This window comes from Rhizobium sp. P1_B8 (assembly GCF_056406515.1).
The window spans coordinates 68,624-86,801 of the sequence record NZ_JBFTZZ010000034.1 but is presented as its reverse complement, the minus strand read 5'-3'; the positions used below and the strand labels follow the sequence as shown (position 1 = coordinate 86,801).

Annotated in this window: 13 protein-coding genes and 1 pseudogene; 9 read left to right on the top strand and 5 right to left on the bottom strand. The window is 56.4% G+C overall.

Features of this window, described 5'->3' with window-relative positions; translation table 11 throughout:
• The first annotated feature begins 46 nt into the window (after positions 1-46).
• The 5 genes from nifD to trxA all read left to right on the top strand — a co-directional run bounded on the left by nifD (position 47) and on the right by trxA (position 6,593).
• Positions 47-1,567, top strand: a complete 1,521-nt coding sequence (nifD, locus tag AC1D2N_RS30220; RefSeq protein ID WP_032491849.1) for a nitrogenase molybdenum-iron protein alpha chain — start codon at positions 47-49, stop codon at positions 1,565-1,567.
• A gap of 77 nt (positions 1,568-1,644) precedes the next feature.
• A complete protein-coding gene (gene nifK / locus AC1D2N_RS30215; RefSeq protein ID WP_032491850.1) occupies positions 1,645-3,177 on the top strand; it encodes a nitrogenase molybdenum-iron protein subunit beta in 1,533 nt (510 codons plus the stop codon).
• A 54-nt stretch (positions 3,178-3,231) separates the two neighbouring features.
• Positions 3,232-4,608, top strand: coding sequence for a nitrogenase iron-molybdenum cofactor biosynthesis protein NifE (gene nifE, locus AC1D2N_RS30210; RefSeq protein ID WP_032491851.1), 1,377 nt, complete (start codon positions 3,232-3,234; stop codon positions 4,606-4,608).
• A gap of 72 nt (positions 4,609-4,680) precedes the next feature.
• Positions 4,681-6,018 carry a nitrogenase iron-molybdenum cofactor biosynthesis protein NifN gene (nifN, locus tag AC1D2N_RS30205; RefSeq protein ID WP_032491852.1) on the top strand — a complete coding sequence of 446 codons (1,338 nt, stop codon included), beginning with the start codon at positions 4,681-4,683 and terminating at the stop codon, positions 6,016-6,018.
• Positions 6,019-6,260: 242 nt separating this feature from the next.
• Complete coding sequence (gene trxA / locus AC1D2N_RS30200; protein WP_032491853.1) at positions 6,261-6,593, top strand: thioredoxin; 333 nt, start codon at positions 6,261-6,263, stop codon at positions 6,591-6,593.
• 524 nt (positions 6,594-7,117) lie between these two features.
• Here the strand turns inward: trxA and AC1D2N_RS30195 are convergent.
• Complete coding sequence (locus tag AC1D2N_RS30195) at positions 7,118-7,774, bottom strand: hypothetical protein (RefSeq protein ID WP_065277122.1); 657 nt, start codon at positions 7,772-7,774, stop codon at positions 7,118-7,120.
• 1,109 nt (positions 7,775-8,883) lie between these two features.
• Entirely contained in the window at positions 8,884-9,360 is a 477-nt protein-coding gene (locus AC1D2N_RS30190) for an Lrp/AsnC family transcriptional regulator (protein WP_032491855.1), read from the bottom strand.
• Between the two features lie 142 nt (positions 9,361-9,502).
• On the opposite strand from AC1D2N_RS30190, the gene AC1D2N_RS30185 reads away from it, so the two are divergent.
• Positions 9,503-10,522, top strand: coding sequence for a 1-aminocyclopropane-1-carboxylate deaminase (locus AC1D2N_RS30185; RefSeq protein ID WP_065276878.1), 1,020 nt, complete (start codon positions 9,503-9,505; stop codon positions 10,520-10,522).
• Positions 10,523-11,117: 595 nt separating this feature from the next.
• Here the strand turns inward: AC1D2N_RS30185 and AC1D2N_RS30180 are convergent.
• Complete coding sequence (locus tag AC1D2N_RS30180) at positions 11,118-11,525, bottom strand: hypothetical protein (protein ID WP_065276877.1); 408 nt, start codon at positions 11,523-11,525, stop codon at positions 11,118-11,120.
• 257 nt (positions 11,526-11,782) lie between these two features.
• Between AC1D2N_RS30180 and AC1D2N_RS30175 the strand changes: the two are divergent.
• From AC1D2N_RS30175 to repC, 3 genes and pseudogenes are all read left to right on the top strand, one after another.
• A pseudogene (locus tag AC1D2N_RS30175) lies at positions 11,783-11,923 on the top strand (acyl-homoserine-lactone synthase); the annotation flags it as partial.
• Between the two features lie 783 nt (positions 11,924-12,706).
• Positions 12,707-12,898 (top strand): ribbon-helix-helix domain-containing protein, encoded by a 192-nt coding sequence (locus tag AC1D2N_RS30170; protein WP_065276875.1) that lies wholly within the window; start codon positions 12,707-12,709, stop codon positions 12,896-12,898.
• A 175-nt stretch (positions 12,899-13,073) separates the two neighbouring features.
• Positions 13,074-14,195, top strand: coding sequence for a plasmid replication protein RepC (repC, locus tag AC1D2N_RS30165; protein ID WP_065276874.1), 1,122 nt, complete (start codon positions 13,074-13,076; stop codon positions 14,193-14,195).
• Between the two features lie 526 nt (positions 14,196-14,721).
• Here repC and AC1D2N_RS30160 read toward each other — a convergent pair.
• Complete coding sequence (locus AC1D2N_RS30160) at positions 14,722-16,665, bottom strand: RiPP maturation radical SAM C-methyltransferase (RefSeq protein WP_065276873.1); 1,944 nt, start codon at positions 16,663-16,665, stop codon at positions 14,722-14,724.
• Complete coding sequence (locus AC1D2N_RS30155) at positions 16,662-18,125, bottom strand: radical SAM family RiPP maturation amino acid epimerase (protein WP_245308434.1); 1,464 nt, start codon at positions 18,123-18,125, stop codon at positions 16,662-16,664. The genes AC1D2N_RS30160 and AC1D2N_RS30155 overlap by 4 nt, the downstream gene beginning before the upstream one ends.
• Positions 18,126-18,178 lie beyond the last annotated feature (53 nt).

Here is an 18,178-nt window from a genome sequence, read left to right as displayed (position 1 = left end):
CTCCTTGTCGAGGCTCCATGCGAACCTTCGAGAGAGGAAAGGCCCTATGAGCCTCGACTACGAGAACGACGGTGATTTCAACTCCAGGCTTATAGATGAGGTACTCTCCCAGTATCCGGATAAGACGGCTAAGCGCCGCAAAAAGCACCTTGGCGTGGCGAAGGGCCGAGAGGAAGCCGAGCAGGGCTCCGATGCGCTTTGCGAGACCGGGGTGAAATCCAACATCAAGTCCATTCCGGGCGTGATGACCGTTCGCGGCTGCGCTTATGCCGGCTCGAAGGGTGTCGTGTGGGGCCCGATCAAGGATATGGTCCATATATCGCATGGGCCCGTCGGTTGTGGCCACTATTCCTGGTCGCAACGCCGCAACTATTACGTCGGTCTGACGGGTGTCGAAGCCTTTGTCACCATGCAATTCACGTCTGACTTTCAAGAAAAGGATATTGTTTTTGGTGGCGACAAAAAGCTCGAGAAGCTCATCGATGAAGTTGAGCAACTGTTTCCACTGAACAATGGTGTCAGCTTGCAGTCCGAGTGTCCAATCGGATTGATCGGCGACGATATTGAAGCTGTGGCGCGCAAGAAGGCCAAGGAGCACGACAAAACGATCGTGCCGGTGCGATGCGAAGGGTTTCGTGGCGTGTCGCAATCGCTTGGCCATCATATCGCCAATGACGCGATACGCGACTGGGTTTTCGATAAAAAAGAGACCGACTTCGAACCCAGCTTTTTCGACGTTAATGTCATAGGTGACTACAATATCGGCGGCGATGCATGGGCTTCACGCATTCTGCTGGAGGATATGGGGTTGCGGGTGGTCGGCAATTGGTCGGGAGATGCCACACTCGCGGAGGTGGAGCGTGCACCGAAAGCCACGCTCAACCTTATTCACTGCTACCGGTCCATGAATTACATCGCTCGGCATATGGAGGAAAAGTACGGCATTCCCTGGATGGAGTACAACTTTTTTGGTCCTTCCCAGATCGAAGCCTCTTTGCGCAATATCGCCGCGTTTTTCGGGCCGGAGACCCAAGATAAGGCCGAAGCACTCATCACCAGATACCAACCTCTCGTGCAGGCGGTGACGGAGAAGTACCGTCCGCGCCTTATTGGCAAAACTGTGATGCTCTACGTCGGCGGATTGCGTCCCCGCCATGTCATCACCGCCTACGAGGATCTTGGAATGGAGATCGTTGGTACGGGCTACGAATTTGGCCACGGCGACGATTACGAGCGCACGGGCCATTATGTCAAAAAAGGTACGCTTATCTACGATGATGTGACCGGCTACGAGCTCGAGAGCTTCATCGAGGCCATTCGCCCGGACCTCGTAGGCTCGGGCATCAAGGAAAAATACCCGGTTCAAAAAATGGGCATACCGTTCCGTCAGATGCATTCTTGGGATTATTCTGGTCCGTATCACGGCTATGACGGCTTCGCCATTTTCGCCCGAGACATGGATCTTGCCATCAACAATCCGGTCTGGGGCCTCTACGACCCGCCATGGAAAGAAACGCACTGCTCCGATGCAGGCGGTGTCTGCAGTTGTGGCCGGGATGATGAATAATTTTTGCTGAGCGACAACATTTTAGACATCTCCCAAAGTCCACGCAGCCGCACTCGCGGCGAAAAAGGATGAAAACTATGCCGCAATCGGCCGAGAAAGTTCTCGATCATGTTCCTCTGTTCTGCGAGCCGGAATACGAGAAAATGTTCGCCCGCAAGAAGTTGAAGTTCGAATGTCCGCATCCGGATAAGGTCGTCGACGCGCAATACGAATTCACCTCGACATGGGAATATCGAGAAAAGAATCTGGCTCGCGAAGCCCTGGTCGTAAACCCCGCGAAGGCTTGCCAGCCGCTCGGCGCGGTTTTCGCAGCGGCTGGCTTCGAGCGGACGATGTCGTTTGTTCACGGCAGTCAGGGCTGTGTGGCGTACTACCGCTCGCACCTGTCACGCCATTTCAAGGAACCGTCGTCCGCAGTTTCGTCTTCGATGACAGAGGACGCGGCTGTGTTTGGCGGCTTGAAAAATATGATCGACGGGCTCGCCAATACCTATCAGCTCTACGACCCCAAGATGATTGCGGTCTCGACGACTTGCATGGCCGAGGTCATTGGGGATGATCTTCACGGCTTCATTGAAAACGCCAAAAATGAAGGCTCCGTTCCAGCCGATTTCGACGTGCCCTTCGCCCACACCCCAGCCTTCGTCGGCAGCCATGTCGATGGTTACGACAGCATGGTCAAAGGCATTCTGGAAAATTTCTGGAAAAGCACCGAACGCGTGCCGACGCCAGCACTCATCAACATTATTCCAGGCTTCGACGGTTTCTGCGTTGGCAACAATCGAGAAATCAAGCGCCTGCTCGACACGATGGGAGTGACCTACATTTTCATTCAAGACGCCTCGGACCAGTTCGACACACCTTCCGACGGCGAGTACCGCATGTATGATGGAGGGACAAAGATCGAGGACGTGAAGGCAGCCAAACATGCGGAGGCGACAATATCGCTGCAACACTACAATACGCGCAAGACGTTGGACTATTGTCGCGAGCTTGGTCAGACGACTGCTTCGTTCCACTACCCGCTGGGCATTGGGGGCACGGACGAATTCCTGATGAAGATATCCGAGCTTTCCAAGAGGGATATTCCCGAAGCTATCGATCGTGATCGGGGTCGGTTGGTCGATGCCATGGCCGATAGTCAATCCTGGTTGCATGGCAAGAAATACGGAATCTACGGCGATCCTGACTTCGTCTACTCAATGGCGCGCTTTGTCATGGAAACCGGTGGCCAGCCCACACATTGCCTTGCCACCAACGGCACCGCAGCCTGGGAAGCGGAGATGAAGGAATTGCTCGCGTCCTCTCCCTTCGGCGGAGGTGCGCAGGTGTGGGCTGGCAAAGACCTCTGGGCAATGCGCTCGCTTCTTTTGACGGAACCAGTGGATCTGCTGATCGGCAATTCCTATGGCAAGTATCTCGAGCGTGACACTGACACGCCACTGGTTCGGCTTACCTTTCCGATTTTCGACCGCCATCATCATCATCGCTTTCCTCTCATGGGCTACCAAGGCGGATTGCGTCTTCTAACGGTTATTCTCGACAAGATCTTCGACAGGCTTGATGAGGACACCATGTGTCAGGGCGTTTCGTACGACCTCACACGCTAAAATCCTTGGCCGGCGTCGGCCGGCCATCCCGCCACTGCATTGGAAGGTTGCGCGATGTCATCGATCGAGATGCAAATGCGAGATGCCTCCGGCGAGGTATTCCGCAGTAAGGAAACCAAGGGGGCATGTCACGAGGCGTCGCAGGGATCAGCAGCCGGCGGTGGCTGTGCCTTCGACGGAGCTAAGGTCGTGCTGCAGCCAATCACTGATGTCGCGCATCTCGTCCACGCGCCGCTCGCGTGCGAAGGCAATTCCTGGGACAACCGAGGCGCCGCATCGTCAGGTCCAGTTCTTTGGCGCACAAGTTTCACCACTGATCTTACCGAACTCGAGATAGTGACGGGAGATAGTGAGCGAAAGCTTCTCAAGGCAATCGGCGAGATCAAAGAGGGGTATGCGCCGGCGGCAATCTTCGTCTACGGAACATGTGTCACCGAGCTGATCGGTGACGACATCGCTGCGGTCTGCAGACACGCAGCGCAGAAGTTCGCAATACCAGTGGTGCCGGTGAAGTCGCCGGGCTTCGGCGGTTCGAAGAACCTCGGTACTCGGCTTGCCGGCGAGGCTCTGCTCGAGCACGTCATAGGCACGGTGGAGGCCGACGACCCGGGTCCATGCGACATCAATATACTCGGCGAATTCAACCTCTCGGGGGAATTCTGGTTCGTGAAACCGCTGTTGGACCGACTTGGTATCCGTGTCCGCGCCTGTATTCCCGGCGACGCGCGCTACGCGCAGGTGGCTTCCGCCCACCGCTCGCGTGCAGCTATGATGGTGTGCTCCACTGCTCTCATCAATCTTGCTCGCAAGATGGAAGAACGCTGGAACATTCCATTTTTCGAAGGCTCCTTCTACGGCATTTCCAGCACCTCTGAATCCCTGCGGCGGATCGCCCAACTGCTCGTAAAGAAGGGCGCTGGTTCCGCGTTGCTCCACCACGTCGAGGCTCTCTTAGCAGAAGAGGAGGAGAGGGCCTGGAAGAAGCTGGAAGCGTATCGGCGTCGGCTTGAGGGGAAGCGCGTTCATCTTAACACCGGCGGGGTGAAATCCTGGTCCATCGTGCACGCACTCATCGAAATCGGCATGGAAATTGTCGGTACATCCATCAGGAAATCGACGACCAGGGACAAGGAGAGAATCAAGCAGATGCTGAAGGACGAGAACCACCTTCACCAATCGATGGCAGCGAGCGAGCTCTATGCGATGTTACGCGAACACAAGCCTGATATCATGCTGTCAGGCGGACGCACTCAGTTCGTCGCGCTTGAGGCGAAAATTCCTTGGCTAGACGTGAATCAGGAACGCCAGCATGCTTACGCCGGGTACGAAGGCATGGTGGAACTAGCACGCCAGATCGATTTGGCAATCCACAACCCGGTCTGGGCGCAGTTGCGCAAACCGGCGCCTTGGAAGCAGTTCGTTACGCCGTGAGATCGGCGGAATCAAGCATTAATATGAGGTCTGCCGACGAGGCGACAGGTGGTTTCCACTGAGGTAAAAATTATGGCTGTTATCCTGACCCCAACAAAAACGGCAGCGATCAACCCTCTAAAGTTGTCTCAACCATTGGGCGCTGCCTTGGCCTTCCTGGGCGTCGATGGTGCGCTGCCAATACTCCATGGCAGCCAGGGATGTAGCAGTTTTGCACTGGTGCTGCTCGTGAGGCATTTCAAGCATATGGTCCCGCTGCAGACTACCGCAATGGACCAGATCGCGACGGTGGTGGGCGGCGCGGATTTTCTCGAGAAAGCTCTCGTCAAGCTAAAAGCTCGCACGTGGCCGCGGCTGATCGGGATCTGCACCACCGCCGTGGCAGAAACTCGCGACGAAGATATCGCAGGTGATATCATCAACGCCAAAGGAGCGCGCCCGAGAAAACTCATTGATACTGAAGTGGTCCTCGCACGCACTCCCGACTTCGCAGGGGCGATGGAGGAGGGATGGTCGAAGGCTGTTACGGCTATGATCGAGGCAATCACGCTGCCCGGGACGCAGGACCGCGACCCGGCGAAGGTTGTGATCCTGCCCGGCTCAAACATGACAGTTGCCGATGTAGAGCATCTGCGGGAAACGGTTGAGAGCTTCGGCTTAACGCCCCTCATTTTGCCTGACGTGTCCGGCGGGCCTGACGAAGCTGTCCGCGATCGATGGATTCCGATCGCACGCGGTGGCGCGAAGGTGGAGCATATCCGCGACCTCGGGGCGGCAACACAATGCATCGCCGTCGGGGAACAGATGCGCCGACCGGCTGAAGCTTTGCAGGGTCTAACTGGATTGCCATACGTGATGTTCGGATCTCTCACGGGCCTGATTAACGCCGACCGTTTCGCCTGGCTCCTTGCAGCGATTTCGCACGACAACACGCCGGCGGCTGTCCGTCGTGGCCGCATGCAGTTGCAGGAGGCGATGCTCAGCGGGCATTTTCATTTCGCAGGAAAGAAGGTCGCCATCGCGTGCGAGCCCGACCAGCTCTTGCAGTTCGCCCAACTCTTTATCGGCATGGGGGCGGTCATTACAGCCGCGGTCACTACGACCGGGGACTCGAAGGTGCTGCAAATAGTACCAACCGATACGGTCAAGGTGGGTGATCTTGGTGACTTGGAACAGCTCGCCGCGGACGCTGATCTACTCGTCACGCACTCCCACGGTCGACAGGCCGCCGAACGCCTCGCAGTTCCGCTGATGCGAGTTGGTTTTCCTGTCTTCGACCGCATAGGCAGCCAGCATAAACTGAGCATCCTTTATCGAGGAACCCGCGACATAATCTTCGAAGTCGCCAACATAGTCCAAGCCACCTACGATGAGCCGCCCGCTCGCGCACCTCCCGAACTCGTATCATAAGGTGAGCATCGCGCTACCTTTCATCGGTCATGAACTCATCCTCATCTGGAGTGTCGCCGGGCCGTGATATCTTACTCGCAGCCACTTGAAACTGAAGAACTAGGAGGTCGAGCGCTGAGAAACATTACCACACCCAAACAGGTTCTTGAGGTGTTTCGCGGTCTAAAGCGTGCATCACATCGAATTCGGCAATGTATCAACTCATGTGCCCGCCGGCGCTAAACTCTAGTAAAGGAAAGATCATGGCATCCGTGAAAGTCGATATCAATAACTTCCAGTCGGAAGTTCTGGAATCCGCAGAACCCGTCGTCGTCGATTTCTGGGCCGAATGGTGCGGCCCGTGCAAGATGATCGCTCCGATCATCGAAGAAATCGCCGTCGAGATGGAAGGCAAGGTCAAGGTCGCCAAGCTGAATATCGACGAGAACCCGGAACTTGCTGCACAGTTCGGTGTGCGCTCCATTCCGACCCTTGCAATCTTCAAGGGCGGCGAAGTTGCCGATATCTCGGTCGGCGAAAAGCCGAAATCCTTTTTCGTCGACTGGATACAACGAATGGTAGCTGATTGCGGATGACGCAAAGCACAAGCGGAGCGATGGGCGGCCGCCAACCGGCGGCCGTCCAAGGTTTGCCGCAGGCTCCGACTTCTGAGCAAGTCGACCCAACATGAGCAAGACAACGAACAAGTTTTCACCTGAAGTACGTGAGCATGCGTATCCGCTGCTGCCGGTCGGGAGGTAGCGCCTGAGCCAGTCAAGAGGGCCGTGGGTGCGTCGTGCCTTCAATGCCCGCACCATGGCGTCACGCGATCGGCGCAGCGTCCGCATGAGATATTTAATCGACGGATCGAAAAGGCGTAAGACCGTCGTCTAATAGCGAGATTTGCAAGCGCCTTTTGGGTGCAGGAGGTTGTTTGCCGGGAGCATGGTCGTCTACGCGGTCGACATAGGTCGCCGCATTATGGTGCTTCGCGGGTCAGTCCTTCAGATCGCCAACGATCCGAGCATCGACGCGGAGCTGCAGTGCTTGTCACTGATCAGGTTGACTCGCGTTCATCCGTTCTCTTTCGAACAATGATTGGATGGCCGTCGCACAAGCTCTATTGAGAAAGCAGGCGCGGAACTGGAAAGTCTAGTACTTTGTCCGTGTATCTTTCGACCACGGCGCTAAACGGCGTGCCATCTTGTAGTTTAAGCACGGCACGATGTTCGAGCAGGAACGGCGGCAGGCTAGGGGAACTGATTTCATGCGCTACTAAGCCGTCCATGTCCCAGCCCTCGGATAGAGGGGACCAGAGCAACTTGGCAGACAGGTTTGTGCGAGTGAAATTGAGAGCCTGAACGGCTCTGCCAAATGCGATATCGCTGGTATCCAACGCCTGATTCATCTCTGCAGTTAGCTTTGCAGGTAAATACCAATTATCGGCCTCGGACAGAACGCGGTCGCCGCAGACCAAGCGGACGCGGCGATATGCGATCAGCTCACCGGGTCCGACGGTCAGAAGTTCACGGATGTGCTCGTCGGCCGGCTTGTCTTGCCCGCGGACACGCTGTGCTACGATCTTGGAACCTTCCGGCGCGAGCTTGTGCGCCGCGCACCAGCGGTCAAGGGTCAACGTAGCACTGGCGTTGCTCAGGAGATCGGAATTCAAGGTCTGGAGGACCGCAAGCGCTTCTACTCGAGATCCCGGCGTGTTCAGCCACTGAGACCGTATGGACGATTCTTGCGAAAAAGCAATCTGCGTGCCCAGCACCATGCCGGCCGCTGCAAGTGCGGCGATGCGAATGCATTTCAAAGAGGATAATAACACTGAAAATGAACTCCTTTTCTGCGGTAATTTGATGGGAGAAACCTGCGGGTCAAATTTCTGATTTTGGCAGGCGAGCATATATGCTTCCTGCAGCACTATTTTGAACTGCGCCTTGCGTGTACCGGATAAGGGTGGGGTTCTCGATTGACTTCTTACCATCTCTCGATGTCCCCGCCTTAGTTGCACCTGTGAAGCCTTTGCGCCGTTGTGCTTCGCTTGCGTCGCATCGATATCGTCCATGACAGCCTCCACCCCGCCCGCCGAGCCATTGTTGGAGTTTGCAAACGTTGGCGACTGCGTCGTCGATTTCGCCATGGAATTTGGAAACAAGACTGAATATTAAATCGGGAACGTGGCGGCCAGTCCGAGCTCTCCCAGTTCTATACATCGTAATTCTCACCTACGAGTTTTAGCGCCTTTGTCGTCCTCCTCGCCCTTTGCGAAATGTTCGAGTCGCTGGATTGGATAAAATAGGTCGCAACCGTAAGCCCAATCCAAGAGCAATTGTTGAAAAATGGTCTTCTTCTTCGACACAGAGTCCTTCTGCCGGTGGTCGACGGACGCTACCCCCAGGCGCGAGCCGGCAAGGTACTTGTCTGATTTCTTTTTCCGCTCCATGTCATCGTGGTCCTTGTGTAAACCTACCGGCGATGATGTCTCCTGCAAGGGTCAGCATTCATAGGAAAAGGATTGTCCCGTTGCGATATCGTTAGCCGAGTGGCAGGACATTTGATGAAATCGATAAATTAAGCAACGTACTTCTTCGGATATATTTTTTACTATAACGCCAATTATCCAATATAATACTTTATACTCGTGAGAAAACAGTAAGCTATAAGAATACAATTCTGAATATATTATTATATATATCGCACTTCGTTGCTTTGGCTCCAACCGTCATCGCCACTTTGTCCGCCACCGCTCTACGGCTGGAGCAATCAGCTGCACGATATGGAGCGCCCACCCAGTCTCCGAGTCGTGGAGGAAATGCTCCCGGCCCAGGGCATCCTGGTCAGCCATGAAATGGCGCGGCAGACGGATAGCTGCCGACGACGCTAGAAGGGCAACCTCGCGTTCTCCTTGACTTCTTTCATCACGAAGAAAGTGCGCGTCTGGCGCACGCCAGGCAGGGCGATCAGCTTCTGGCCATGCAGCTTGTTGAAATCGGCCATGTCACGGACGCGGATTTTCAGGAGGTAATCGAAATCTCCGGCCACCAGACTGCAGTCCAGCACTTCCTTCAGCTGCATGACAGCGCCCTCGAAGGCGCCAAAGCTCTCAGGTGTGGAGCGATCCAATACGACGCCAACCATCACCATCGCGCCGAGGCCGACGGCGCTCGGCGCGACCTCCGCCCGAACGCCGGTGATGTAGCCCTCCTCGAAAAGGCGCTGAGTTCGCCTGTGGCAAGTCGCAGCGCTGACATTCACGCGCTCGGCAAGATCGGCATTGCTGAGCCGGCCCTCCGATTGAAGGGCGCGCAAAATCTTGAGGTCTATTCCGTCGAAATTCTCTGTGGAAGAAACTTTCATTTTGGATCTCACAGTTGAAGAAGTGGGGTATAATACCGAAAAATAATCTAAAGTGAGAAAGATTTTGCAGCAAAATTAGAGAGCACCTTTCAAAAGATATCGACTAGCCTTCGGCCACAAATCGGCACGGAGGCCCTGATCGATGTCATTGTTGGAAAAATTCGAACGCTACCCGCTCACCTTCGGCGCGACTCCGATCGAGCACTTGCCACGGCTGACTGCGGCGCTGGGCGGCAAGGTCGAGATATATGCCAAGCGCGACGACTGCAATTCGGGCCTCGCGATGGGCGGCAATAAGCTCAGGAAGCTCGAATATATCGTGCCCGACGCGATCGCCTCCGGCGCGGATACGCTGGTGTCGATCGGCGGAGTCCAGTCGAACCATACTCGCATGGTGGCTGCGACTGCCGCGAAGATCGGCATGAAATGTGTCGTCATCCAGGAGAAATGGGTACCTCACTACGATGCGGTCTATGACCGTGTCGGCAATATATTGATGACGAGACTGATGGGCGCCGACAGCCGGCTGGTCGACGCTGGGTTCGACATCGGCATCCGCAAGAGCTGGGAGGACGCGATTCAGTCGGTGGAGGACGCGGGCGGCAAGCCCTATGCGATCCCGGCTGGCGCTTCGGTACATAAGTTCGGAGCCCTCGGCTATGTCGGCTTCGCCGAGGAAGTCGCGGCACAGGAGAAGGACCTAGGCTTCACCTTCGACTACATCATCGTCTGCGTTGTCACCGGTTCGACCCAGGGCGGAATGATCGTCGGCTTCGCCGCAATGGACAGGGCTGACAGGGTCATTGGTATTGATGCCTCGGGCACACTCCAGCAGACCCGGGATCAGGTGCGAAAGATCGTCGACGCGACCTCAGAACTCGTGAACCTTGGCCGGTCCGTACGTGAAGACGAGATCGTCATCAACCCTGACTATGCCTATCCCGCCTATGGAGTGCCCTCGGAGGAGACAAATGAGGCGATCCGACTCGCGGCGCGCACCGAGGCGATGATCACCGACCCTGTTTATGAGGGAAAATCGATGCAGGGGATGATCGATCTTGCGCGAAAGGGCTTCTTCCCCGAGGGCTCAAAGGTGCTCTACGCCCATCTTGGCGGCGCCCCGGCGATCAACGGCTACAGCTATTACTACAGGGACGGCTGATTGGTGCCGTCAGGTTAACCGGCCGCGAACAGGTGGATAATTGCAGTCGAGACTATATAGATCCGCACTTCCTGAACGCAATTTCGCGTCGACGATGAAAGATCCATGCGGATGCCCGGCTTGGTCGGATCTCTCGGCCAGGCACACGATCATCGACCCTTTGCCTCTATCTTGCACGAGGGATTTCTACTTCATTGGCATTTTCGAGCAATTTTATCAGGCTTGTGCGCGCCTGCCCAAGTAGGGAACACTGATGTCGGCAAGCACGAACAATCTGCGACGTGAGTGCGCCCATCGGGGCATCATCGGACCTGCCTGACCAAACATTAGATTAAGGTCACCAAGGCATCGCCTGCAGAATGCCGGCAAATGTCTTCAGATGGCACTCGAAGAGCTCCTGCCGTCGATCGCGCGAGGCACAGGAGAGGCGGCGGGTGAGGGGGACGTGCCGCCGAACACGAGATCGTCCCGACGCAGGCCTCCGTATCGGTTTTCGTGATGCGGCGCGAGCATCTCAATCCGTCGTTATCCACTCCCCGACTCAACCTTCGCGTAAGCGCGGGGAGTGAACCGTTTGGCCGAGGCGTTTCGCCTCTTACTGGCAGGCAGTCAGACCGCCCGGATTTTGAATGGGGGCGAAACCGACGCCGTCGATTGTGTTGTCGTTGCGGGCAATGAAGCAGTAATTGTCATTGGCATGGGGAGCTGCAACTACGCAGGAGTTGGCCCCCGCCGGAATGACATAGGTGTCCAATCCGTTGATCGTAAAGACCGACGCTGTTCCATTCGGATGGGGTACCGGCTGCTTGGTGAACAGGATGGCATTCTGTGGTGGCGGGACTGCGATAGGCTGATGGTTCCGGCAATCGGACGAAAAGACGAGTCGTGCTGCCGCGGGTATAGCGGTTGCGATAATGGAGGAGATGGCAATGAGAAGTCTTGCAGCGATCTTTTTGCCGCGACGACCTGTTTGGCCGGTGAACTTCGTTGTGATGCGTGACATGGCTATTCTCCTGATTGCACGGATTGAGGGCTTACTCAAGCGTCTGTGATGTTCTGGATTTGTAGGGTCTATGGTCCTCCTGTCGCCGAAAAGGTCCCGTTGGCATTGTACGTTTCGTAGCCGGTGGTGAAATCGCAGCAGGCTGAGTTGCGCGAAAATGAAAGGCAAAGCGAAGCACCGGTCAACCTGGTGAAATATCCAGATTGCTCCCGGTCGGCTTCCTGTTGTGAAACGTCAGCACATCAGGAGGGATGGATATGTTGCGGATACTCACCAAAGACATGCTCGAGACCGATCGACGTGCTTTCGACGAAATGTTTCGGGCACGCGCCGCCGTCTTTCGCGATCGGCTCGGATGGCGGGTCGATGTCCGGAACCAGTGGGAGAGGGACCGATACCAAGCGCTTCCGGAAGAAGGTGGAAGTCCAAGGAGCAAACGCAATATTTATTTCGGCGATGCGCCGAACCGTCTCAAGCTCGGCTGATAGGCTGGAGGCCGCGCTTTGGTCGGTAGGAACTGACCGGTTCTGGTCAGAGATCGCCGGGGGATTATTCTACACCTCCGAGACCATTCTTGCCGCGGAAGGTCATGGTGACGAAATGCATCTCTTCCGCATTGTCTGGTGCGATCTTCGTCTTCGGCATGTTCGAAACTGCTCGACATTTCTCCATGAGGCAAGGTAGGCGACCTCCCCGTGGGCCGATAGATAGCTGCCGAGAAAGCGACCACGTTGACGTTTCGACTGAGCCGCGAAATGCCCTTAAAGCATTCCTGATTTGGTCGCTGCGCGACTTGATTCATTCCCAATATGATCCAGCAGATGAGTTTCTCAAACCGCTCCCAAGAAGCGGTGAAATCGGCTCGGGCTGGTAGCGTTCGATCGTCCAATCGGGCTGGCTCTTCTTGATGTGACTCTGGATGGATTGAGCGCGCACGCTGTCGCACCGGCACAGAGATCTTATGACGTCATGCAAGCTGCCGTCGGATCTGGTGGCTTCGCAAAACCGGCAATCGCGAAACCCAAGTTTTTACATAGATGTCGCCCATCGCAATCGCATTGGCGTGGGCATTGTACGATTGATTTTCAAGTTGCGGTTCCGAAATTTAGGTCTTTCACAAACAAGCAGAATCGGGCACGTCACTAGCGATGTGATGATTTGATTGATTCGGAAGTTTGAGCATGGGCACAGCCGAGATGACAGCGTCGGAAAGATATAGGTTCAAGCGTGAAGCGCAGGGCGAGAAACAGGTGCTTCTATGGATTGAAGCCGGTCTGACGACACTTTTGGACGAACTGGTCAAGTCGGGTGACTTCCGCAATCGGTCTGAGGCCGTTGCGGCTGCCCTCAAAAAACTGGTTCAGGAACGATAGCAAGGGCTTAAAACGCTGAAGGCTCCAGGACTGCAATCCCAGAGCCTTCGAGATTAGATAGTGACCATTGGGACACCAGAGCTAACATGCACTTCTGGCTATCCCAAATCACGCTGATTTGTCAACGCCTACTTTGAGGCGAACGGCGAAGCGTTGCCCTGTGAAAGGGATAACTATGAGAAGCGCACAGTCGTCCGGCTGGCGCGCTCTAAAGCCGATACTATCATCGGCCGCAGAGCCAGCTACAGCTGACAAGCAAGACCTTTATCAGGCAGCGCGCATGGCTGCCCGCGTGTTGAAACTGTCGTCGAACTGCAGGTCCGTCCTCGACCAGCTTGTCGGCGTCTTCGGCGGAGAGCTGATTGAAAACCGGATGCTCATCTGGCCCTCGAATGCATTCCTAGTCGAGCGCACAGGGATGTCGGAGCGGTCTGTCCGCTATGCTCTTGAACGGCTGCTCGACGCAGGAGTGATCGGCGCGAAGGATAGTCCGAATGGCAAACGGTTCGCTCAGCGATCGCGGGGCAAAATCGTGAAGGCATATGGCTTCGATCTCTCCCCTCTTCTCGCAAGGCTGCCTGAGCTTCACGATCAGCTCCAGGTGATCGAAGACAAAGAGCGCGAGCGGTCAGCGGCCTTCGACGAACTCACCATCCATCGCAGATCGGCGCAGGAGGCGCTCAAGACACTTGCAGAGACTTTCCCGAGCATCGACGTCAGCGAGCTAAGAGCGCGTGCCCTTGAGCTTACCAGAGTAACACCGCGCAGGTCCGGAGCGGGATCGGCGGACGACGCCCGAGATGCCTGGCGCACGATCAGGGAAGAGGCGGAAGGAAAATTTCATGCCGCCTCTGCCGGCAAATCATGCCGCCACAAAGACAACAACAAATATGCCCCTGACGAGTCTTGTAACAACGGCAATGATAATCCGAAGGATCCGGAACGGGCGAGTGTGAGCTTAAACGCCGGCGATTTGGGGACAGCTTGCCCCGATGCGATGGAGTTTATAGGCGACGTGCGCAGCGACCGAGACCTGATTATGGGCGTGTCGCGCATGCGGGGCGCTTTTGGGGTGTCCGCGTCCGGCTGGGAGGAAGCAACCCGTGAAATCGGGGCGCTCTGTGCGTCTGCCACGCTCGTTTACGTGGTGCAGATGCAAACGCGGCCAGCGCCAGGATCTGATCCGATCAAGAACGCGGGCGGCTATTTCCGTGCGATGGTCCGATTGATCAAAGCCGGTCAGGTCGATCTCACGAGGGAAATCTTCAAGATGAAAATCGCACATCGGCAAAGGTAGGCTGATCGCGCCTGTTGATTTCTCACCAATAGCAAATGGCGCCGCGTAGGCATGCTATATCACCATCTTCAACGGAGATTCGAATGGACAAAATGAGCAGCAAGGCAAGCGGTTTGTGGTCATCGCCAGCTTTCCTCCAACGCAAGCGGGGCGAAGGAAGCAGCCCCCAGAAAAGCATCCTGCTTCCCGCCAGATGCGACGATTTCTGTAGCGAATAGACATCGTCGAGGCTGCGCATCTGTGACGCCGGCTGCCCATGCCGGAATAAGCAAGTTTTCCTCAACCGTCAGTTCCGGGAAAGAGGCGCGGGTCTTCCGGCGCGAAGCCGACAAGGATTACCCATTCGCGACAGACCGACATTCGCGCGATGAATTCGTGACGGCAGAGGTGGTCTCTCTCGGTCAATTTTCTTGTACCTTCTCCTTTGAGTGATGCGCAGACAAAGAGTTTGAATGGGAACAGGAAGTGCCGCTCCACAAGGTCGCCGAAATGAGAACTGACCAATCGGACCCTTCTACTTCACAGGCTAGCCGCGTCGGTCTAAATATCCTCCTGGAAACGCAGTCAGCGCCGGCATAGGCGTAGAGGGGCTCCATATCGGAAGCCCTATCAAGCGGGCGTCCAGCCGGACAATCAGCTTGCGGGCTATAAGGTCTGCAGTCGCCTCCTCGACCTCAATCACGTTCGCCCCCTTAAGCTGTCGACTCAGGCGGACCTCTGGCATGCCTTGATCAGCAGCCAGCAGGATTTCACGCGCCAAGCCTTTGACTCGCTGTTCACGCTCCACCGCTATATTGCGTGTGTCCTCCACTATAATCTCGTCACCGCTGTCGCGCATCGATAATATGGGTGGCGTCAGGCCGCACCATGCCTCGCTCCAGGCATCCATACCTTGAATAACCGCCTGAACTCCGGGTCGGCGGTTTGTGTCAAGTGGACCGAACTCACGGCCGCCATCGTTGTCGTCACCGTCTTCGAAGTGGTAAACCTGATCCGCAAGATCGCGCTCAGAGAGCGGATACACGTATCGATAGGAGGCCGCCGGACTGAGCGTCAGCCCATATTGGTCGGCCGCGCGATGATAGAGACTGAAGCGCTGGTAGCGTAATCTAACAACGTGTCCCGGGTGCAGATGATGCAGCAATGGCAACAAGCGGCACATTTGAGCGTACCAAGCGTCGCTCTCTCGGGGGAAGCCCCATAGGACGCTCCAGATGGGCCGCACGCCAAACTGGCGACACCATTTCAATAGTTGAACATTTTGTGCTGCCGTCGTTCCCTTGCCCATAAGCTTCAAAACGCGGCTATCAAGGCTCTCGATACCTGGTTGGATCCAGCGGACGCCGCCTGCGGCCAACTTCTCGACTTCATGGCGCTTCAAATTGGCTTTTACTTCAAAGAAGATGTCGAGCTTCTCGGATAAAGCGATGAGGCGAGGCAACGCTTTCTCGACGTAGTCATTCGCCAAAATGTTATCGACCGCTTCGATGCGCGACGTTCCGTAGCGAGCGGACATCTCGATCATCTCTTCTGGCGCTTGTGCAGCCGGTTTCTGACGATAAGTCATCGATGCGCCGTTCAGGCCGCAGAACGTGCAGGGGCTGCTGCGCTGCCACCAGCAGCCGCGAGAGAACTCCATCGGCAGCCCGGGATAAACGCGGTCGGCGCAGAGCGATTGCTCAAGTTCGGCAAAATAATCCGAGAAATCGGGCAGCGGCAGGGAATGTATATCCTCGACAACTGCGCGGGGCACCATGTCTCCCGTGAACGTGGCGGGATAGCCGGTCTGGCGATGAGCTGGGCCGAAAACGCCGAACGGCAGGTCGGCTGGTGGGATGTCGCGACCGTGAGTGAGGATGTCGCGACAAAGCCCTCCGATCAGTTTGTCGGCCTCCCCCGACACGACGTAGTCGACCCACGGGAATTGCGCATGAGTAGTACGTCCCATCACGGATTCACAATTGGCACCCCCCATGAGAGTGACTAAACCTGGCGAGAGCTCGCTCAGGCGGCGTAGCAGTGCAAGCGCGGGAACGTGCTGGGTGAATGTTGAGGTGCAACCGACCATAGCCGGCCGCTCCCTCAGTATCTTGCCGCATGTCCAATCGATGAAGCCGCCGATGAGCGAACGCAGCTCTAGGAACTTCGCACGAAGCCCGGGCTCACTTTTATGCAGGCACGGATTGCGCTGGAAATACCGGTCGAGGAAGCGGGCGTGGTCCGTTTCGAAGTCTGGAAATGCTACACCTGCGAACAGCCAGTCAACAAGCGCTTCCTCCGGAGGGGAAGTCTCAAGTACACTGTAGTCGGCGAGGCCAGCGTATTCCAGAAACCAGATATTGGCATACGCTGTCCTCGAGCGCAGGCCGGCCTGCGTCAGCACCGACTTCAGCAGACCAAGCGCTAGCGACGGTCGTTCAACTGCTGACATCGGCATGTTCACCAGCACGATCGCGACATCGGTGCTCATATCGCGCCCTCGCCACCACGCCAGGCAAAGCGCTCATCGAGGTCCTCTTCGAGCAACCCCTTCGTATGCAGTTGGTCGAGCTCATCGGCAACACCAATGGCGCTCGCTCCATCCGTTACGACGCGAGCAACTATCTCCGACGCTGTACATTGGCCACCTGCGATCAGATCGCCAACGGAGATCGACGCGGCGTTGTCGGGCACCTGATACTCCCAGTGGCGCGAGCGGAGGAGGAAGTGATGGCGCTTGGCCTCGTACTGCAAGTCCCCGCGGAAGCGGAACGGCCGGTTGGAAGGTGGGCTATCGTGCATGTGCTCATCGATCATACTTTGGACTTCGTCTTGGAACTCGTCTGGCGTTTCGAAAAAACGTTCATCCAGGATGCGGTAACCAAGAGGCCAGCGTCTGCTCGCCGGTACCGGCGTCACCAATTGCACACGCCGCCGCGGCATATTTACGAGAAAGCCAGAAACGCAAGCGATCGTCGTGTGATCGCTCTTAGATAAGGGTGTTGCATCGCCGTTTTTGGCTACGCTGAGTTTCTCGTTTCGCGCGCGGCCGGCGAAAGCTTTTGAACTTGGCATGTCCTTGCCTTGCAGGACGAGCTCAACGCCCATGAGATCCTCGGGCGAAAATGTCGAGTGGATTTGATTGAGTTGCTCCGTGCTCAACACGGAAAAGCGATTGGTCACGCAGCGGTAGCGTTCGAACAGCTCGAGCACGCGCTTGGTGAGTGCCAGATTCTTGAGAGGCATAGCCGTCGTTGTTTGGGGCAATGTGCCGGTGATTTGATAGTAGTCGAAGAGAAAGCGGTCGTAGTCAGGATTATCCATAGGGTCTGTGGAGCAATAGCAGAAACCAGTGCTCGCTGCCGAACCAAACATTTCCCTCGCGGCGCCGACCACCCCGCGCCAGAGGTCTGCATGCTCTTTGCTATATTCAAAATAGTCCTTGAACCGGCCCGCCGAGAGGCCGCAAAACCAGCAGCCCCCGGTGCAGCCTTCGCTCAGCTCGAAGGCGATGACGGGGTGCGTAATGGACTTCGAGCAATCGCCCAACACGTCTTCGCAGCGGCGCATTTGGCGCTCACGCCACGCATGGAACCGAGGCGCAGCCACCGACATATTGCCCTCGTCCCGCAGAAGGTCGCGATTGTGCACCATCTCGCCTATATACTCACGCCAAGCTACAGCCAGTGGCCACGACGCACGCTCAGGCTTGCGATCGAATTTCAGGTAGTTTGGATGCCAGAGCGGCAGCATCTCCATCGGGTCGACTTCAATCCCGTAGCCTGCAGCTGCGGTACGAGGGTTGCCGAGATTCTCCGAAAGCGCGCTCCTGAATCCCGCGTCGCCGAGGAAGCATTCTAAGAACCGCTTGATATGGGCTAACGTGCGCATCTCTCCAGGTGTCCGCCGATCAAAGATCTGTCGATAGTGTTCTTTGGCAGAATGCGCCACGAGGTTACCTCCCATTCCCACTTTCTCATCGGTCACGGGGTGAATGAACACCC